At 68.8% G+C, this 18,741-nt stretch carries 15 protein-coding genes and 1 pseudogene; 7 read left to right on the top strand and 9 right to left on the bottom strand.

Annotated elements, in window-relative coordinates:
• Positions 1–18: 18 nt before the first annotated feature.
• On the bottom strand, positions 19–966 hold the full coding sequence (locus tag ACZYRS_RS29705) for a LysR substrate-binding domain-containing protein (RefSeq protein WP_463422085.1): 948 nt from the start codon (positions 964–966) through the stop codon (positions 19–21).
• Between the two features lie 147 nt (positions 967–1,113).
• On the opposite strand from ACZYRS_RS29705, the pseudogene ACZYRS_RS29700 reads away from it, so the two are divergent.
• From ACZYRS_RS29700 to ACZYRS_RS29680, 5 genes and pseudogenes are all read left to right on the top strand, one after another.
• Positions 1,114–2,148 (top strand): annotated as a pseudogene (locus tag ACZYRS_RS29700) (tripartite tricarboxylate transporter substrate binding protein).
• A 2-nt stretch (positions 2,149–2,150) separates the two neighbouring features.
• Positions 2,151–3,641 carry a M81 family metallopeptidase gene (locus ACZYRS_RS29695; RefSeq protein WP_463422084.1) on the top strand — a complete coding sequence of 497 codons (1,491 nt, stop codon included), beginning with the start codon at positions 2,151–2,153 and terminating at the stop codon, positions 3,639–3,641.
• 132 nt (positions 3,642–3,773) lie between these two features.
• Positions 3,774–4,190, top strand: a complete 417-nt coding sequence (locus tag ACZYRS_RS29690) for an organic hydroperoxide resistance protein (RefSeq protein WP_198786415.1) — start codon at positions 3,774–3,776, stop codon at positions 4,188–4,190.
• Positions 4,191–4,303: 113 nt separating this feature from the next.
• Positions 4,304–5,671 carry an ATP-binding protein gene (locus ACZYRS_RS29685; RefSeq protein WP_463422083.1) on the top strand — a complete coding sequence of 456 codons (1,368 nt, stop codon included), beginning with the start codon at positions 4,304–4,306 and terminating at the stop codon, positions 5,669–5,671.
• A gap of 113 nt (positions 5,672–5,784) precedes the next feature.
• The gene (locus tag ACZYRS_RS29680) at positions 5,785–7,584 is read left to right on the top strand and encodes a cytochrome c biogenesis protein DipZ (RefSeq protein WP_463422557.1); all 1,800 of its coding nucleotides are present in this window, start codon (positions 5,785–5,787) and stop codon (positions 7,582–7,584) included.
• A 274-nt stretch (positions 7,585–7,858) separates the two neighbouring features.
• Here the strand turns inward: ACZYRS_RS29680 and ACZYRS_RS29675 are convergent, their stop codons facing one another.
• The 7 genes from ACZYRS_RS29675 to ACZYRS_RS29645 all read right to left on the bottom strand — a co-directional run bounded on the left by ACZYRS_RS29675 (position 7,859) and on the right by ACZYRS_RS29645 (position 16,412).
• Entirely contained in the window at positions 7,859–9,307 is a 1,449-nt protein-coding gene (locus ACZYRS_RS29675) for an HD domain-containing phosphohydrolase (protein ID WP_463422082.1), read from the bottom strand.
• Positions 9,308–9,386: 79 nt separating this feature from the next.
• A complete protein-coding gene (locus ACZYRS_RS29670) occupies positions 9,387–10,151 on the bottom strand; it encodes an alpha/beta fold hydrolase (RefSeq protein WP_463422081.1) in 765 nt (254 codons plus the stop codon).
• A 106-nt stretch (positions 10,152–10,257) separates the two neighbouring features.
• Positions 10,258–11,655 (bottom strand): coniferyl aldehyde dehydrogenase, encoded by a 1,398-nt coding sequence (locus tag ACZYRS_RS29665; RefSeq protein WP_463422080.1) that lies wholly within the window; start codon positions 11,653–11,655, stop codon positions 10,258–10,260.
• A gap of 64 nt (positions 11,656–11,719) precedes the next feature.
• A complete protein-coding gene (gene nadE / locus ACZYRS_RS29660) occupies positions 11,720–12,577 on the bottom strand; it encodes an ammonia-dependent NAD(+) synthetase (protein ID WP_463422079.1) in 858 nt (285 codons plus the stop codon).
• A 123-nt stretch (positions 12,578–12,700) separates the two neighbouring features.
• Positions 12,701–13,870, bottom strand: a complete 1,170-nt coding sequence (locus ACZYRS_RS29655; RefSeq protein WP_198786409.1) for a phospholipase A — start codon at positions 13,868–13,870, stop codon at positions 12,701–12,703.
• Positions 13,867–14,310 carry a hypothetical protein gene (locus tag ACZYRS_RS29650; RefSeq protein WP_463422078.1) on the bottom strand — a complete coding sequence of 148 codons (444 nt, stop codon included), beginning with the start codon at positions 14,308–14,310 and terminating at the stop codon, positions 13,867–13,869. The genes ACZYRS_RS29655 and ACZYRS_RS29650 overlap by 4 nt, the downstream gene beginning before the upstream one ends.
• Positions 14,307–16,412 carry an ATP-dependent helicase gene (locus tag ACZYRS_RS29645; protein WP_463422077.1) on the bottom strand — a complete coding sequence of 702 codons (2,106 nt, stop codon included), beginning with the start codon at positions 16,410–16,412 and terminating at the stop codon, positions 14,307–14,309. Before ACZYRS_RS29645 ends, ACZYRS_RS29650 begins: the two co-directional genes overlap by 4 nt.
• Positions 16,413–16,555: 143 nt before the next feature.
• On the opposite strand from ACZYRS_RS29645, the gene ACZYRS_RS29640 reads away from it, so the two are divergent.
• Positions 16,556–17,584: an AEC family transporter gene (locus ACZYRS_RS29640; protein ID WP_463422076.1), complete on the top strand. Its 1,029-nt coding sequence runs from the start codon at positions 16,556–16,558 to the stop codon at positions 17,582–17,584.
• A 9-nt stretch (positions 17,585–17,593) separates the two neighbouring features.
• On the opposite strand, the gene ACZYRS_RS29635 is transcribed toward ACZYRS_RS29640, so the two are convergent.
• The gene (locus ACZYRS_RS29635) at positions 17,594–18,235 is read right to left on the bottom strand and encodes a hypothetical protein (RefSeq protein ID WP_463422075.1); all 642 of its coding nucleotides are present in this window, start codon (positions 18,233–18,235) and stop codon (positions 17,594–17,596) included.
• Positions 18,236–18,525: 290 nt separating this feature from the next.
• Here ACZYRS_RS29635 and ACZYRS_RS29630 point away from each other — a divergent pair, with 290 nt between their 5' ends.
• The gene (locus tag ACZYRS_RS29630) at positions 18,526–18,738 is read left to right on the top strand and encodes a hypothetical protein (protein WP_463422074.1); all 213 of its coding nucleotides are present in this window, start codon (positions 18,526–18,528) and stop codon (positions 18,736–18,738) included.
• Positions 18,739–18,741: the final 3 nt, after the last annotated feature.

Below are 18,741 nucleotides of genomic sequence, written 5' to 3'. Positions count from 1 at the left end.
AAATCCACACACTACGTTTCAACGGCGGCGTGTTTTCCTCTTCGGCGTGCGCGCGCTTGCGAACACCGAGAAGCCCTGCCGTATCTCCGCGAGCAGCCGCTCGGCGGCCACCGGCAACGGCCGCCCCTGGCGCACCATCAGCCGCACCTGCGCCGACTTGCACAGCGGATGCGCGAGATCGAGCGCGACGAGGTGCCCCGCCTCGATCTCCGGCGCCGCCGCGAGGCCCGCGCCGATGAAGGTCACGCCGTCGGTGGACCGCACGAAGCGCTTGAGCCCGACCACCGAGTTGCTGCGCAGGCTGGGGTGCAGCTTCACGTGCTCCGCGTATTCGAGCAATTCGACGAGCCGCCCCACGCCGTAGCCCGGCGGCATCAGGCCCAGCGGGTAGCCGGCGATCTGTCGTATCTGCAGCGGGCCCGCGATCTTCGTGAGCGGATGCCCTGCGCGGACCAGCAGCTTCGCAGGCGCGGCGGCGCTCGCGACGAATTGCAGTTGCGCATCGGACTGCGGGTTGTAGGCCAGGCCGATGTGCGCCGCGTCGCTCACCACCTCGGCGATCAGCTCGCTCGCGGGCAGCGCATCGAGCACCACCGAGAGCTTCGGGTGCGCCGCGCAGAACGGCGCCACCACCTGCGCCAGCAACCCGTCGACGAAACCCTCGCTCGCAACGATGCGCACCGTGCCCGCATCCATCGACTCGATCGCGCGCAGCCGCTCGGTCAGTTGCTCCTGGTGCGCCTGGCAGCCGCGCCAGTACTCGAGCAGGTGAAAGGCCGCGTCGGTCGGCGCGACGCCGCGCGCCTGCCGCTCGAAGAGCAGCAGGCCCAACTCTTCTTCCAGCAACGCCACCTGCCGCGTGATGACCGAAGGCGCGGTGTTCAGCGCATCGGCCGCGCCGCGAATGGAGCCGTGCACGAGCACTTCGTGGAAGTACTTCAGCCGCTTCTGGTTGATGTCGCGCATGGCGTTCGCTCCTCGCAAGCGTTGCCCGATGGGCAACGAAGTGGTCAAAAAGTTGCTGTTGCTCGAACAGATGCTACGCCGAACAATTTGTCCAACGCGATTCCCCGCGTCCATCGCCCCCACGCCGTCTGGAAAGAAGAGGACCCCATGAGAGACATTCCGAAGACCCCCATCGCCCGCGCGTTCGCGGGCCTCGCCGCCTTCGCCGCCGTTGCCGCCGCGCTGCTCGTCAACGCGACGGCCGCCGGCCCGGCGCTCGCCGCGGAGACGTTCCCGTCCAAGCCGGTGACCATGCTCGTCGCGTTCCCGCCCGGCGGCCCGGCCGACGTGCTCGCGCGCGCCATGCAGCCGTCGATGGCGAAGGCGCTTGGCCAGCCGCTCATCATCGAGAACCTGCCGGGCGCGGGCGGCGCGCTCGCCGTGCAGCGCCTCCTCGCCAAGCCGGCCGACGGCTACACGCTCATCATGGGTTCGCCCAACGAGGCGATCCTTGCGCCGCTGTCCAACGCATCGGCGAAGTACAAGCCCGAAGAGCTCGCGCTGATCGCGCCGATCTCCACGCACCCGCTGGTGGTGATGGCGCGCAACGACCTGCCGTATGCGTCGCTGGAGCAGCTCATCGCCGCCGCGAAGAAGCCCGGCAGCCAGAGCCTGACCTTCGGCAGCCCGGGGCACGGCTCGATGTACCACATCGTCTCCGAGTACCTCGCGCAGACCACGGGCGCCAAGCTGCTGCACGTGCCCTACAAGGGCGCCACGCCGATGATGCAGGACCTGGTCGGCCAGCAGATCGACATCACGATCCTGCCGAACCTGGGCGCGTCGATCCAACTGCTCGAGAGCCACAAGATCTAGGCCATCGACGTGCTGGACACGCAGCGCATGCGCACGCTGCCCGACGTGCCCGCCATCTCCGAGAGCGGCATCGCCAGGAAGAGCGAGTTCGTGCATTCCATCTGGCTGGCCGTGATGTCGAAAGCCGGCATTCCGGACGACCGGCTTCGCGTGCTGCTGGAGGCCTCGCAGCAGGCCATCCAGTCGCCCGAGATGGTCAAGGCGCTGGCGCTCTCGGGCACCGTGCCGATGAAGCCGCAACCCCTTGCCGACTCGGCGAAGTTCTACGTCCAGGAGACGGAGAAGTTCAAGAAGATGGCCCGTTCCATTCAACTGACTGCCCAATGATGATGAACATCCTCGTCGCCGGTTTCCAGCATGAGACCAACACCTTCGCGCCCACCGTGGCGTCGTACGACAGCTTCGTGCGCGGCGAAGATTTCCCGGGGCTCGTGCGCGGAGAAGGGTTCTTCGACCTGCTCAACGTGAACCTGCCCGCGAGCGGCTTCATCAACTTCGTGCGCGGGAAGGGGCACGCCGTCACGCCCGTCATCTGGGCCGGCGCGGGCGCTTCGGCGCATGTGACCACCGATGCCTACGAGCGCATCGCGGGCGAGATCGTGGAGGCTGTGAAGACGGCGTCGTTCGATGCGATCTACCTCGACCTGCACGGCGCGATGGTCGCGCAGCACCTGGACGATGGCGAAGGCGAACTGCTCGCGCGCATCCGCGCGGTGGTGGGGCCGCGGATGAAGATCGTGGTCTCGCTCGACTCGCATGCCAACGTCACCACGCAGATGCTCTCGCTCGCAGATGGCCTCGTGGCCTACCGCACCTATCCGCACATCGACATGGCCGACACGGGCCGTCGCGCCGGCGAGCTGCTGCTCGCGCTCAGCGGCAGCGACAGGCCGGCGCACCGCGTGGCACGGCGCGTGCCGTTCCTCATTCCGGTGAACAGCATGTCCACCATGATGCAGCCCGCGCGCGGCATGTACGACCTGCTCGAAGAACTGGAGGAGCCGGAGCGGGAGGGCGTGCTCTCGCTGTCGTTCGCGCCGGGCTTTCCGGCCTCCGACTTCGCCGAGTGCGGCCCGGTGGTGTGGGGCTACGGCTTCGACGCGGCGCGCATCGAGCGCGCCGTCGATGCGCTGTTCTCGCGCATCTGCCATCCCGAGCACCAATGGGCGGTGCACTTCGAGGAGCCCGATGCCGCGGTGCTGCGCGCGATGCAGGTCGCAGAGACGGCCACGCGCCCAGTGATCCTCGCCGACACGCAGGACAACCCCGGCGTCGGCGGCGACTCCAACACCACGGGCCTCTTGCGCGCGCTGCTCAGGCACGGCGCGCAGGACGCGGCGCTCGGCCTCATCTGCGACCCTGCCGCCGCGGCGGCCGCGCACGAAGCGGGCGTGGGCGCGTGGATTGACATCGGCCTCGGTGGCTGCCCGCAGGTGGAGGGCGATGCGCCGCTGCGCGGGGCGTTCCAGGTCGAGGCGCTTTCCGACGGCAAGTTCGTCTACGGCGGTCCGATGATGAACGGCAAGGCCTCCGACCTCGGGCCGATGGCGTGCCTTCGCATCGGCGGCGTGCGCATCGCGGTGAGCTCGGCCAAGGCGCAGCTGCTCGATCGCAACATGTACCGCACCGTCGGCATCGCGCCCGAGCAGATGAAAATCCTGGTGAACAAGAGCTCGGTGCACTTTCGCGCCGACTTCGCGGCCATTGCCGAAGAGATCCTCGTGGTGCGCTCGCCTGGCCCCTTCATCGCCGATCCGTCGCAGCTGCCGTGGAAAAACCTGGCCAGCGAAATGCGCACGCGGCCGCGCGACGCCGCCTGAAATCCACCCGGCCGTGAAACGTACTGTGTGAGTTTCTCCGGCAGATACAGAGACATACGCAAGGTGCGTCGAGGGGGCGGGGGCGGCCCAACAATCCGGTTCGTTCCCAACCAATCCTTCCAAGGAAACACCATGACCTCCACCGAAAAGATCCTCTACACCGGCAAGACCCACACCACCGGCGGCCGCGACGGCGCCTCCACCAGCAGCGACGGCCGCCTGGACGTGAAGCTCTCGTCCCCCGGCGGCCCGGGCACCGGCACCAACCCCGAGCAGCTCTTCGCCGCCGGCTGGTCCGCCTGCTTCATCGGCGCCATGGGCCTGGCCGCCGGCAAGCTCAAGGTCAAGCTGCCCGCCGACCTGGCCGTGGACACCGAAGTGGACCTGGCCAACACCGACGGCGCCTACTTCCTGAAGGCCCGCCTGAACGTCAGCGTGCCCGGCATCGAGCGCGATGTCGTGCAGTCGCTGGTGGACGCGGCGCACCAGACCTGCCCGTACTCCAAGGCCACGCGCGGCAACATCGACGTGACCATCAACGTGGTCTGACCGGACGTACAACGGGGCCGAACGGGTAATGTTCCATGTCGCTTCTTGCTGCTGAACACACTGCGATACATGCGATGGGCTTTCCGGCCAGGCCGGGGTCTATAAACGAGGCCATGTCCACACCCGCCAGCCCCGTCGCCGTCGTGACTCCTCCTGCTGCCGGCACCGCCGGCAGCCTGCGCCGGCTGGTGCCGCGATCGCTCTTCGCCCGCGTGACGCTGATCATCGTGGTGGGCCTGGCGATCGCGCAGCTGCTCACCTTCGCCGCCATCCGCTACGAGCGCGACATGGCGATGCGCGAGCTGATGATGACCGGCATCGAGCGCGACATCGCCAGCTCGGTCGCCATCCTCGACCGCCTGCCCGCCGCCGAGCGCCCCGCCTGGCTGGAGAAGCTGGAGCGGCGCAACTATCGCTTCGTGCTGGGCGGCATGGCCGAGGGCGTGGCGCCCCAGTCGCTGCTGTCGCAGCAGTTCGCCACCGCCATCGTCGAGGCGATGCGCCCGTTCGAGATCGTCAAGGTCGGACAGGTGCCCCGGCCGCCCGAGGGCCTGCAGATCCAGGTGCGGCTCTCCGACGGCTCTTCCGTGGTGGTGCATGCCATGCGGGTGGGCATGCCGGTCTCGCGCTGGGTGATGTGGGTGCTGGTGATACAGCTCCTGGTGCTGGCCGTGTGCGCCTGGTTCGCCGTGCGGCTGGTCACGCGGCCGCTGGCCGAGCTGGCCGCCGCGGCCGACGACCTGGGCCCCGACCTCAAGGCGCAGAAGCTCGCGGAAGAAGGCCCCACCGAGGTGGCGCACGCCGCGCGCGCCTTCAACGCGATGCAGCAACGCATCGGCGGCTACATGTCCGAGCGCGTGGAAATCCTCGCGGCCATCTCGCACGACCTGCAGACGCCGATCACGCGGATGCGGCTGCGCACCGAGATGATGGACGACGAACACGACCGCACCAAGTTCCGCCAGGACCTGGACGCGATGAATTCGCTGGTGCGCGAAGGCGTGACCTATGCGCGCACCCTGCACGGCGCCACCGAGCCGCCGCTGCGCATGGACGCCGATGCGCTGCTGGAGAGCATGCAGGCCGACTACGAGGACGCCGGCAAGACGGTGCACCTGGAAGGCAAGGCGGGCGCGCCGATCGTGGGCCGCCCGAACGCGATGCGCCGCATCGTCATGAACCTGATCGACAACGCGCTGATCTTCGGCAGCGATGTGCGGGTGCGCGTGCAACCCGGCGACGGGCAGTTGTCCATCGCCGTCGTCGACAACGGCCCCGGCATTCCGCCCGACGAGCTGGACGCGGTGCTCAAGCCCTTCTACCGCGTCGAGAGCTCGCGCAACCGCAGCACCGGCGGCACGGGCCTGGGCCTGGCCATCGCGCACCAGCTGGCGATGGCGATGGGCGCCGAGCTCAAGCTGCAGAACCGCCCCGAAGGCGGACTGGAGGCACGCCTGACCATGCCTACGCGAATCACCTAGAGGCGCTTGCGCCCCTGCGTTTGCTTCAACCCGCGGCTCGTGCGTCGAGACCGCATAAGACCCCGCACGCCCCGAGGGCGCGCTTCGACCCTACAGACGAGACCCGAACCATGCTGCTGCTCCTTCTCATTGCCTACCTGGGCGGGGTGCTCACCATCCTGAGCCCCTGCATCCTGCCGGTGCTGCCCTTCGTGTTCGCGCGGGCCGACCGCCCGTTCCGCTCGCACGGCTTGCCGATGCTGCTGGGCATGGCGGTGGCCTTCGCCGCCATCGCCACGCTGGCCGCGGTGGGCGGCGGCTGGGTGGTCACGGTCAACGAATACGGGCGCTATGCGGCGATCGCGATGCTCGCGCTGTTCGGCGTGACGCTCCTGTTCCCGAGCCTGGCCGATCGCCTGAGCCGGCCGCTGGTCGCGCTGGGCATCCGCCTGGCCGAAGCGCAGCCCGACGGCCAGAACGCCAAGGCTTCGGTGTTCTCGCCGCTCTTGCTGGGTGTCGGCACGGGCCTCCTGTGGGCGCCGTGCGCGGGGCCGATCCTCGGCCTCATCCTGACGGGCGCAGCGCTCAACGGCGCGAGCGCCGGCACCACGGTGCTGCTGCTGGCCTACGCGGCCGGCGCGTGCACCTCGCTGGCGGCGGCGCTGCTCTTCGGCGGGCGCCTGTTCGCGGTCATGAAGCGTTCGCTGCACACGGGCGAATGGGTGCGCCGCGTGGCGGGCGTGGCTGTGCTCGTGGGTGTCGGCGCCATCGCGCTGGGGCTCGACACCGGCGTGCTCAGCCAGCTCTCGGTGGGCACCACGTCGGCCTTGGAGCAGGCACTCGTGGAGAAGATCGACATGCGAAAGCAGCAACCTGCGCCCATCGGTGAATCGGCGCCGCCGCAGCAAGACCCCGCCCTCATGAAGACCGCCGCCGTCCTCCCCGAACCGACGCCCGTGCGCAAGCTCGGCATCGAAGGCGACTTCCCCTCGCTCGCCGGTGCGACCGAATGGCTCAACTCGCCGCCGCTGACCCCCGAGGCCCTGCGCGGCAAGGTCGTGCTGGTCGACTTCTGGACCTACTCGTGCATCAACTGCCTGCGCACGCTGCCCTACGTGCGCGCCTGGGCCGAGAAGTACAAGGACGCGGGCCTCGTCGTGCTCGGCGTGCACTCGCCGGAGTTCGCGTTCGAGAAGCGCCCGGCCAACGTGCGCAAGGCGACGAAGGACCTGGGCATCGATTTCCCGGTGGCGCTGGACAACGATTTCAAGATCTGGCGCGGCTTCGACAACCAGTCGTGGCCCGCGTTCTATTTCATCGACGCGCAGGGCCGCATCCGCCAACACCAGTTCGGCGAGAACCGCTACGACAAGGCCGAGCAGATCCTGCAGCAACTGCTCGCCGAGGCCGGCCGGCACAACCTGCCGGCCGGCCTGGTCGCGCCGAAGGGCGAGGGCACGCAGGCCGCGCCGGGCGACGAGCTCGCGATGTCGGGTGAGACCTATGTGGGCACGGAGCGCGCGCAGGGCTTCGCATCGCCCGGCGGCCTCGTGAACGGCCGCGCGCACGTCTACCAGTCGCCCGCATCGCTGCGCACGAACCAGTGGGCGCTCGGTGGCGAGTGGACCGTGGAGCCCGAGCGCGCCGTGTCGAACCAGCCGAACGGGCGCATCGCCTACCGCTTCCAGGCGCGCGACCTGCACCTCGTGCTTGGTCCCATGGCGGACGGCAAGCCGGTGCGCTTTCGCGTGTTGGTGGACGGCAAGCCGCCGCTCGCGGACCACGGCGCCGATACGGACGAACAAGGCTACGGAACCATCGAGGCGCAGAAGCTCTACCAGCTCGTTCGGCAGGCGAAGGGCGAGAAGGCGCGGCTGTTCGAGATCGAGTTTCTTGATGGCGGCGCGCAGGCCTACGCGTTCACGTTCGGCTGAAACCGTTCGGGGTGGCACTCGCGCCGACGGTGGGCTCTGTTTCGCGAATGTCCCCCGGCTTCGCCTCCTCCTTGATTTCGCGAAACAGAGCCCACCGCCAGCGCGAGCGCTTTCAGAGCAGTCGTTGATCGGTGTTTCACCCAGAGCGTGCCCCGGTGCGCAGGGCGTCGGGTGCTCCCCGCAGCGAAATCAAGGAGGAGGGGCGAAGCCCCGGGGGACATTCGCGGAGGGGAGCACCCGGCGGCCTGTGCACGCGCCCCGAACGCCCCCGCTTTCAGAGCAACCCGAGCGTCAACCCCTTCAAGGTCGCCGCAGCCCGCGTCGTGCATTCGAGCTTGCGAAAGATGTTCTCCAGATGCGCACGCACCGTGCTCGGGCTGATGCCCAACACACGCGCCGCTTCCTTGTTGCTGTCGCCAAGACTGATGCGCCCGAGCACTTGGATCTCGCGGCTGGAGAGAAGGGCCGCCGCCTCGCCCGATGGCGCATGCGCGGTGCCGTTCTGCGGATGCCCCGTCAGCACAGCAACAGCCGCCGCATCGAGCCGCCCGAGTTCCGCCTCGCGTTTCAGCGCCGCGATCGCATCGGTTTCGTCGAGCGCAGGTTGTCCCGGCCGGCTGGTGCGCAACAACACCCAGTGCGCCGCGACGGCCAGCACGCGTCCCGCGACGTCGATGGCCGGCCCCTTGATGCCGCGGAAAAATCCGGAACCGTCGAGCCGCTCGTCCACGAACGAGGCGATCTCCGCTTCGGTGCGCAGTGTGCCGATGCGGCGCGCCGCGCGGTCCGTCCAGTAGGGCACGAGCCGCAGGCGCTCCTTGTCGGCTTCGCTGCGCACACTGGGCGAATCCCACACCGCGTTCGGCACCGATGCGCGGCCGATGCCGTGGATGAGCGCCGCGCGCCGCACCTGCCCCTGCTCGGTATCGCCCAGCCCCACGCCGGCGGCGCACGCGAATGCGGCGTCGGCCACGCGGCGCGAGAAGCCGGTCATCCACGGCAGCTTGAGGTCGATCACGTCGGCGATCAGTTCGAGCGATGCGGTCGTCTCGCGCAATGCGTCGGAGGGCGACTGCATGTCGGCGGTCGCGCCTTGCTCCAGCGCATGCAGCCAGTCGACCGCGTGCTGCTGCACTGCATCGACCAGGAAGGCCGGATAGCGCGCATCGGCGCGGTCGGCGATGTAGCGCAGCGCGTTGCCCAGGCCATGCACGCGCGAGAAGATTTCAAGATCGCCGGCGACCGAGACGATGAACACTTCCTCGGGAATCTGCGAGGCGCGCAGCCCGTGCGGCTTGCCGTGTCCGTCGAAGGTCTCGAACATGTGGCGCAGCGTGCGCTCGACCTCGGGCGGCATGCCCAGCGTGCGCGCGATGTCGCCCGACACTTCGCAATGGATCTCCGCCATCGGACCCACGGAGCCCGCGAACTCGGCCGCGGCATGGGCCGAAGCGGTCGAGAGCATCGCGCGGCGCCCGCCGACGTCGTCGCCCATCAGGTCGGAAAACTCGGGCGCGTTCGCGGTGCAGCCCGACCATCGCAGCAGCGACGCGCAGGCCGCATGGCCTTGCACCGCCTGGTCGCGGCCGACGGCGGCGGCCAGCTGCGAGGCGATCCATGCAGTGCGGGCCGAATGGTCGATGGGTTGCCCCATGCTCAGGTCGCCGACGAACGCAAGGGCCTTGATGGCGTCGAAGACCGGGATGTGGGGCGCAGGCTGCACGGGTGGAACCGAAGAGAAAAAGAAAGATGGCGTGCCGGCCGCAACCGGCAGTTCGGGCACTTCGGGCACGCCGGGCACCTTACTTGGATTGGTTCACCGCGTCCAGAATCACCTGCGCCACCTTGGCCGGCTGCGACTGTTGCGGCACGTGGCTGCTGTTGACCGTGCTGACGGTCGCGCCGATCTTCTTGGCCATGTCGCGTTGCAGCGCCGGCTGGATCATGTGGTCGGCGCTGGTGACCAGGAACCACGAGGGCTTGGTCTTCCAGGCGGCCACGGTGAGCTTCTGCTCGAACGACTTGCCCAGGATCGGGCCTTGCGTTGCGGTCATCACTGCCGTGGTGGCAGCCGGGAGGTCCTGCGCGAAGTGCTTGGACATGCCTTCCTTCGTGAGCGAGAGGAAGCCCGAGGCATCGGCCTTGATGTGCGCGAAGCCGGGCGCGGTCGGGTAGTCCTTGCCGAGCTCGGCCGCGTTCTGGCCCGCATCGGGTGCGAAGGCCGCGACGTACACGAGCGAGGACACCTTGTCGTTCGCGCCGGCCTCGGTGATGACGGCGCCGCCCCACGAGTGGCCGACCAGGACGACCTTGCCGGGCTGCGCATCGATGGCGCGCTTGGCGGCGGCCACGTCGTCTTCGAGCGAGGTGAGCGGGTTCTGCACCGCCACCACGTTCAGGCCCTTGGCCTGCAGCAGCGGGATCACCTTGGCCCAGTCGGAGCCGTCGGCGAACGCACCGTGGACGATGACCACGCTGGGCTTGTCAGCAGCGGTGGCGCCCGTTGCGAAGGAGAGGCCGATGGCGAGGGCTGCGGCGGCGAGCTTGAAGCGTTGAGCGGTTTTCATGGGGGTCCTGGAGAGTGAGTTGAAGCGGAGCCCGTACTGTCGGCGCAGCGGGCCTTCAGCGCCATCGGACGAATGTCCAATGGCACCACCCCGTGGAGGAACCCGCTCAGCGCACCAGCAGCTTCATCATCCGCGCGAAGGTCTTGCCGTAGGGCGGCTTGAAGAGGCCCACGCCGTTGAAGGCCGACTGCTGGAAGATCGGCTTCATCTTCGAGAAGGTCCGGAAACCGTACTCCCCGTGGTAGGCGCCCATGCCACTCGCGCCGACGCCGCCGAAGGGCAGGTCGTCCTGCGCGATGTGCAGGAGCGTGTCGTTGATCGACACGCCGCCGGCCACCGTCTCCTGCATCACCCGGTCGATGGTCGCGCGGTTCTTCTCGAAGAGGTAGAGCGCGAGCGGACGCGGGTGCGCGTTGACGTACGCGATGGCGTCGTCGACCGCGCCGTACGCCACCACCGGCAGGATCGGGCCGAAGATCTCTTCCTGCATCACGCGCATGCCGTCCTGCACGCCGGTCAGCAGCACGGGCGGAAAGCGCCGCGTCGCGGCATCGGGCGCCATGTCCGAGAGCGGCACGGCCAGGGCGCCCTCGGCCTGCGCGAGCGCCGCGAGCTCCTGAAGGCGCGAGAAATGGCGCGGGCTCACGATGCTGGTGTAGTCGGCGTTGCTCGCGATGTCCGGGTACATCGCCGTGAACACGCGCCGCGCGACGGCGGCGAAGCGCTCCTGCTGGCCCTCGGGCACCAGCACGTAGTCGGGCGCGATGCAGGTCTGGCCCGCGTTGAGCGTCTTGCCCACGAGGATGCGCTCGACGGCCTTCTCGAAGTTGGCCTCGGGCCCGATGATCGCGGGCGACTTGCCGCCCAGCTCCAGCGTCACCGGCGTGAGGTTCTCGCTCGCGGCGCGCATCACGTGGTGGCCGACGGCGGTCGAGCCGGTGAAGAGCAGGTGGTCGAACGGGAGGCTGGAGAATTCGCGCGCCGCTTCGGCATCGCCGTTGACCACGGCGATCTCGTCCGGCGCGAAGCGCGCATGCACGAGCGTGGCGAAGAGCTCGGCAAAGCGCGGCGTGAATTCCGACTGCTTGACCATCACGCGGTTGCCCGCGGCCAGCGCGGCGGTCATCGGGCCCACCGCGAGGTTCAGCGGGTAGTTCCACGGCACCACGATGCCGACTACGCCCAGGGGCTGCGGCATGATCCGCGACGACGCGGGCTTGAACCAGAGGCCGGTGGAACGGCGCTGCGTGCGCATCCACTTCCTGCCATGACGCAGCGCATGGCCGATGCCCTCGACCGCAGGGAACACCTCGGCCAGTTCGGTCTCCTGGAACGGCCGGTTGAAGAAGTCGGCGCTGATGGCGGCGGCGATGTCCTTGCGGTTGTCCAACACCAGCGCGCGCAGGCGCTTGAGGCGGTCGGCGCGCACGCTCCACGGGGGCGTCTGCGCGCGCAGGCTGGCCGCGCGCATCGCATCGAAGATCTGTCTCATGGTGGGGGTCATGGCACCTCGTCGATGGGCTTCCAACGCGTTGGTCGATACAGCGGCCAGCGCCGCGGTTTGTGCTTCAGCCGCCGGCGTTCGCGGGCGGCGGCTCGACCGGCAGCGCGCGCTTGTGCGCGCTCTTGCGGTGCGTCGCAAGGATGATCGCGCGCGCCGCGGCCGACACCGGCTTGCCTTCGAGGAAGTCGTCGATCTCTTCGTAGGTGACGCCGAAGGCGTCTTCGTCGGGCTTGCCCGGCACCAGCGATTCGAGGTCGGCGGTAGGCACCTTGTAGACCAGCTCGTCGGGCGCGCCGAGCAGCGCCGCCACGGCGCGCACGCGGCGTTTGTTGAGGCCCGTGAGCGGCGTGATGTCGGCCGCGCCGTCGCCGAACTTGGTGAAGAAGCCCATCAGCGCCTCGGCCGCATGGTCGGTGCCGATGACGATGCCGTCGTGCGCGCCGGCCACCGCGAACTGCGCGACCATGCGCTGGCGTGCCTTGATGTTGCCGAGCACGAAGTCCTCGTGCGCCGCATCGCGGAACTTCAGGTCGCCGGCCTTCAGCGCAGCGAGCATGCCGTCGGCCGCGGGGCGGATGTCGACGGTGACCGTGCGGTCGGGCTTCATCACGGTGAGCGAGCGTTGCGCTTCGGCTTCGTCCTTCTGCACGCCGTAGGGCAGGCGCATCGCGATGAAGGTGGCGTCGTAGCCGCCGGCGCGCAGCCGCTCGACGGCGCGCTGAGCGAGGCAGCCGGCCGTGAGCGAATCGACGCCGCCGCTGATGCCCAGCACCAGCGTCCTGAGGCCCGTCTGCTTCAGGTAGCTGGCGAGAAAGTCGATGCGCCGCTCGAGCTCGGCGGCGGCATCGAACACCGGGGCCACGTGCAGCGCCGCGATGATCTCGCGCTGCGTGGCGTCGACGGGGGACAGGTCGTGATTCATTGGGCGATCCTTCCGTTCAGTCTTTCAGTGGAACACCGCGGAACCGGCTTTGCCGGGCCGCCGGTGTTGCCCCCGGTAGGGGGTTGGAGAAGCGACACGAAGTGCGCGAAGCCTGGGGGCGAGTCAAAAATCGACGAGGCTCAGGCCGATGCTCAGAACCGTTCGCTTGCGGTTGTAGTCCACCAGCGTGTCGCCGTAGCCATGGAACAGCTGCGTGTGGAAGCGCAGGTTGCTCTTGGTCGGATCGCCGATGGCCTTGAGCCACTCGAGCTTCACCGAGCCGCGGCCGCTGTCGCGCAGGTTGTTGCGCACCGTCACGCCCAGCGTGTTGTCGCGGTTGAGGTTCCAGCGGCCGGTAATTTCGGCGCGGCCGATGTAGTCGGCGATGTCGGGGTTGTCGTCCTTGGCGGCATCTTCGGAGATGCGCTTCCAGATGCGCCCGGTGATCTGGAATTCGTCGCCCAGCTCGGCGCCGCCCATCAGGTAGACGCGGTTCCAGCTGCGCGACAGCGGCAGCGTCTGGCCGTTCGACTGGTGCACCAGCCCCACGCCCGCATAGCGCCAGCGCCAGCCGCCGGGCAGCTTGAAGTCGGTCGGATAGACATACATCAGCTCGGGCTCGTGGTCGGTGGTGCGGAACGGCCGCGAGATCGCGCCGTTGAACAGCTGCCAGGTCGACTGCTGCGAGTAGGCGAACCACAGCGAGTCCTTCTTGACCGGATCGTTCTGCGTGAGCAGGCCCTGCGCGAGCTTGGTGCGCACCGACAGGCCGATGCGCATCTCGTTGGCCTGGTAGGCGATGGGATCGCCGGTGTGATCGGGCGAGGGCGAGGTGGGCACCTGCGGCTTCTTGGTGGCGGCCGAGACCGAGACGTTGAGCGGCCGGTAGCCGCGAAAGCCGAAGGTGCCGCAGTCGGTCGCGTTCTCCAGTTCCCAGAAGCGCGAGAGCGCCGAGTACTGGCGGTCGCGGCAGCCCTCGGTGGTGGCGACCGAGATCACGCGCGTGGCGGGCATCGCGCCGTCCACCGGCGGGGCCTGCGTGCTGGCCAGCACGGGCGGCGCGACGGGCACCGACACCGAGGGCAGCGTCTGCTGCTGGGCCCAGCGGTCGAAGCAGGCCAGGCGCGCGTCGTTGTTGTTGCCGAGCGCTGCGCATTGCTGCCAGGTGAGCTGCGCATCGGCCAGTGGGCTCGCGGGTTTGTCGACGGCCTGCGCGCCGGCGGCCGCGCTGCCCAGGGAGGCCGCGAACGCCATGAACGTGGCAGAGAACGCGTGTGTGCGAGTCGTGGTCATTGCTTTCCTTCCATACCGACCGTTTTGGTGAGCACGAACGGGTGCGTGCTTTCGTCCGCGGCATTGCGCCACGTTCCCCTGAATTCGCGGCCGCAGGAGCGCGGCTGCAAGGTGCCGGCCCAGTTGCCGCTGATGGCGCGGCCGTCCAGCGATTCGTCGATGGAGAGGGCGCCTTCGTCGTCGACGTCGCCGGCCAGCTGCGCCACCGAAGGCTTTGCGCCGCCGTCCGCGTTGCGCGTGATCGTGCCGCGCACGCCGGCGTAGTCGGGGTGCTTGCCCAGCTGCACGACGGCCACGGCGGGCAGGCCGTCGAAGCGCGCTTCCCAGCGGCCGTAGAGCGATGTCAACGGCAGGTCGCGTGCATCGGCGGGACAGTTGGGGTCGACCGCGGCGCAGCCCGTGACGGCGAGCGCGACGAAGACGGCGAGCAGCGCCCTCATGGCGCCGCCGCGGCGGCCGCCTTCGCAGCCGCGCTGTCCTGTGCCTTGCGCGCGAACTCGGCGCGCAGCGCCTTGAGTTTCTCGCGCGGGTCTTCCTTCGTGGTGGCCTTGTCCAGGCCCATCTCGGCGATGAAGCGGCTGGGCAGGCACGGCACCATGTCGCGGCCTTGCTTGCGCTTCTTGGTCCAGCTCACGGCCAGGCTGCGCTGCGCGCGGGTGATGCCCACGTACATCAGGCGGCGCTCTTCCTGCAGGCGCTGCGTGGTCTCGTCGCTCACCACCTTCTGGCGGCCGTTGTCGTCGTCCAGCTTGAAGGGCAGGAGCCCTTCGGTCACGCCGATCAGCAGCACGTGCGGCCACTCCAGGCCCTTGGAGGCGTGCAGCGTGGAGAGCGTGACCACGTTCTGGTCTTGCTCGCGCTCGCTGATGGTCGAGAGCAGCGAGATGGTCTGCGCGACTTCGAGCAGGCTCTTGCGTTCCGTCTCGTCGTTGTCGTTCGCGCCCGAGGCGTCGTCCAGCGATCCGCCGGCGCGCTGCGACATCCAGTCGACAAACTCCAGCACGTTGTTCCAGCGCGTGGCGGCGGCCGCTTCGCTGTCCTCGCCCTCGTAGAGATGGCGCTCGTAGTCGATTTCCTTGAGCCAGTCGAGCATGAAGGTGCGCGAGTCTTCGGCGCCCATGGTGCGGCGCGCGCGGTATTCCAGGTCGTTGATGTAGCGGCCGAACTCGTGCACGCCTTCCAGCGTGCGCTTGGGGATCACGCTCGGAAGCGACGGGCTGAAGAGCGCCGCGAACAGGCTCAGCTTGTACTGGCTGGCGAAGGTGCCCAGGCTCGCGAGCGTGGTGTGGCCGATGCCGCGCTTGGGCGTGGTGATGGCGCGCAGGAACGCGGGGTCGTCGTCGTTGTTGACCCAGAGGCGAAACCAGCCGCACAGGTCCTTGATCTCGGCGCGGTCGAAGAAGCTCTGGCCGCCCGAGACCTTGTAGGGAATCTGCGCGCGGCGCAGCGCCTGCTCGAAGATGCGCGCCTGGTGGTTGGCGCGGTACAGGATCGCGAAGTCGCGGAACTCCTTGTATTGCGTGCCTTGCGTGGTCGCGTCGCCCGCGCGCAGGCTCACGATGCGCGCCACCGCGCGCTCGGCCTCGTGCAGCTCGGTGTCGGCATCGACGATGCGCACCGGCTCGCCTTCGCCCAGCTCGGAGAACAGCGTCTTGGGAAAGAGCTTGGGGTTGGGGCCGATCACGTTGTTGGCCGCGCGCAGGATGGCGCTGGTGGAGCGGTAGTTCTGCTCCAGCTTGATGACCTTGAGCGTCGGGTAGTCGATCGGCAGCTTCTTCAGGTTGTCCAGCGTGGCGCCGCGCCAGCCGTAGATCGATTGGTCGTCGTCGCCCACCGCGGTGAAGCGGGCTCGGTCGCCGGCCAGGGCCTTGAGCACTTCGTACTGCGTGGCGTTGGTGTCCTGGTATTCGTCCACCAGGATGTGGCCGAGCGCGGCCTGCCACTTGGCGCGCACTTCGGGAAAGTCGTGCAAGAGCTTGAGCGGCATGCCGATGAGGTCGTCGAAGTCCACGCTCTGGTAGGCCTGCAGGCGCTCTTCGTAGTGGCCCATGACCTCGGCGGTGATGCGCTCGTTGTCGTCCACCGCGGCGGCGGCGGCCTGCCGGGCCGTGAGGCCCATGTTCTTCCACTTGCTGATGGTCCACTGCCAGATGCGGGCGGTGGCGGTGTCGGTGGTGCCGCCGGCGTCCTTCAGGATCTTGGTCACGTCGTCGCTGTCCAGGATGCTGAAGGCGCGCTTGAGGCCCAGCACCGCGCCGTCTTCGCGCATCATGCGCACGCCCAGCGCGTGGAAGGTGCAGACCACCACCTTGCGCGCGTCCCGGCCGATCAGGTCTTTCGCGCGCTCGCGCATCTCGGCGGCCGCCTTGTTCGTGAAGGTGATGGCCGCGATGCGCTGGGGTTCCATGCCGGCCTGGATGAGGCGGCCGATCTTGTGCGTGATCACCCGCGTCTTGCCCGAGCCCGCGCCCGCCAGCACGAGGCAGGGACCGTGCATGTAGTTGACCGCTTCTTGCTGCGCGAGATTGAGACCGTGGGACATGGGGGATGGAGAACGGGAACACGCCGTGGGGAACGGCAGGCGCAAAGCGGGCAATGATACGGGGCCGGACCCCCCGGACGTTGTAGGCGGCGCGCCCAGGACGGGCACGGCAGCCGCGGGCCGGACGCAACGACAATCGGGCGGTGCTGCCTGTATTCCTTGTTACCTTCCCTTTCTTCGCGCTGATCGCGGCCGGCTACGCCGCTGCCCGCGCCCGCCTCCTGCCGCTGGAGGCGATTCCGGGCCTCAACACCTTCGTGCTGTATTTCGCGCTGCCTTGCATGCTGCTGCGATTCGGCGCCGGCACGCCGATCGCGCAGTTGCTCGACGGCAGCGTCGCACTCGTCTGGGGCGTGTGCGCGCTGGCCCTGGTGGCGGGCGTGGTGCTGCTGACCCGCAACGCGCGCATCGGCTGGAACGATGCGGCCTTCGGCGCGCTGGTGGCGGCCTTTCCGAACACGGGCTTCATGGGCGTGCCGCTGCTGGTGGCGATCCTGGGCGCGCAGGCGGCCGGGCCGATGATCATCACGATCGCGTTCGACCTGGTGGTGACCTCGTCGCTGTGCATCGCGCTGTCGCGGCTCGACGGCGCCGGCGAGGCCGGCGGTGGGGGGCGGCATGGCGCCTCGCAGGCGGCGCGCAAGGCACTGCGCGGCATCGTGGTCAACCCGATGCCGTGGTCGATCCTGCTGGGCGTGCTGCTGTCGGCCGCGCGCTGGCAACTGCCGGGGCCCATCGAGCGCACCATCGCCATGCTCGCGGATGCGGCCTCGCCGGTGGCGCTCTTCACCATCGGCGCGGTGCTGGCGCGCTCCGCGTTGCTGGCGCGCGAGCACCAGGCCAGCGCGGCCGTTGCGGAAGCCATGGGAACGGGCCGCACGCCGGTGGCCGAAGCACCGCTGGCCGACGTGCTGCCGGTGGTGGCGGTGAAGCTGCTGCTGCATCCGTTGTTGGTGTGGGCGCTGGGCGCCGGCGCCATCGCGCTGGGGCTGCCGCTCTCGCGCGCGGCGCTGGTGGTGATCGTGCTGGTCGCGGCGCTGCCGAGCGCGAGCAACGTGTCGATGCTGGCCGAGCGCTTCGGCGCCGACAACGGGCGCATCGCCCGCATCATCCTGTGGACGACGGTGGCGGCCTTCTTCAGCTTTCCGCTGGCGGTCGGGCTACTGCGCTGAGGCGAATGCCTACGGCGTGAGCACGCCGAGCTTGTAGGGGTCCGCGTCGGACAGCCGCTCGCACTTCGAAAAATCGCGGCCCTGCGTGCCGTCGCAGTAGTAGGCGTTGTAGATGCGCCCGAAGAGCGTGGGGCTCGCGGTGAAGAGCACGCCGTGGTCGGGCTGCCAGTTGTCGCCCCGGGTGTCCTTGGGGGGCGGGACACTGGCCTCCACCGGTTTCGCCGTCGCCGTGCCCGCCGTGGTGGCGGTTGCGGGCGTGAAGTCGGCCAGTGTCTTGTGGGCTTCCTCGCCGCGCCAGCGCACGGCCAGCTCGGCCGCCGTGGGCCGCGCGGCCACCGGCAGCAGGATGCCGTTGACCTGGAAGCCGTAACCGAATCGGTGGGTCTTGCCCGCCAGGAACGCGTAGGCGCAGGCGGCCATGCACTGGCCGCGGATCTCGGTGTCCACGCCGCTCGCACGGATGGCGTCGGCAAAGGCGCCGGCCGCATCGGCAGTGCCGCCGGAGAGGTCCTCGAACACCACGGTGCGCACCGTGCCGCTCGCCAGAAGGTCCGTGAAGCTCTTGATCGCGCTGCCGTCGAGCATGCCCGAGACCACCAGCTCGCGGCCCTGCAGTTCGATGTCCGCCGCGGCGGCGGGTGTGCCGACCACGGCGGCGATGCACGCAAATGGGAGTACCCAACCAAGAAGAGACGACGATTTCACGGCGACCTTTGCGTGTAAACGAGCTTGCCTGGAACGCGAAATCCGGGAAGGAGTCCGCGCGTTTACAGCTTGAGCAGCGTCGCCGCGCCACGTCAACTCTTTTTTCCAATTATTTCCAGGTAGTCCAAGGGCAGGCCGTAAGTCATAGGGATCGGGTATCTCTTCAGATGAATGCTTGAGTTTGCAGATGCGCTGCTACAGTGGTCCCAGGTCAAAGATGTGAATGGGGGTGTGCGATGGCAATACTGGTTCGCATCATGGTGTGGATGGCCTGGCTCGCGGGCGTGGGCTGGGTCTGGCATGTCGGTGTGCTCGGCACCGCAACGTCGATCGCGCTGGCTGCATTGAGCCTGGTGGTGTTCGCATGGCCCGGCAGCATTGCGCGGCGCCGGCATCACCGCGAGTTGCGCTACGTGGACATGGGCAAGGAGCCCACGGGCTACCACTGATCG

It is taken from the genome of Variovorax sp. AC194, assembly GCF_979257995.1.
Note: the sequence above shows the minus strand (reverse complement) of the source record. Positions and strands in the feature narration are given on the sequence as shown.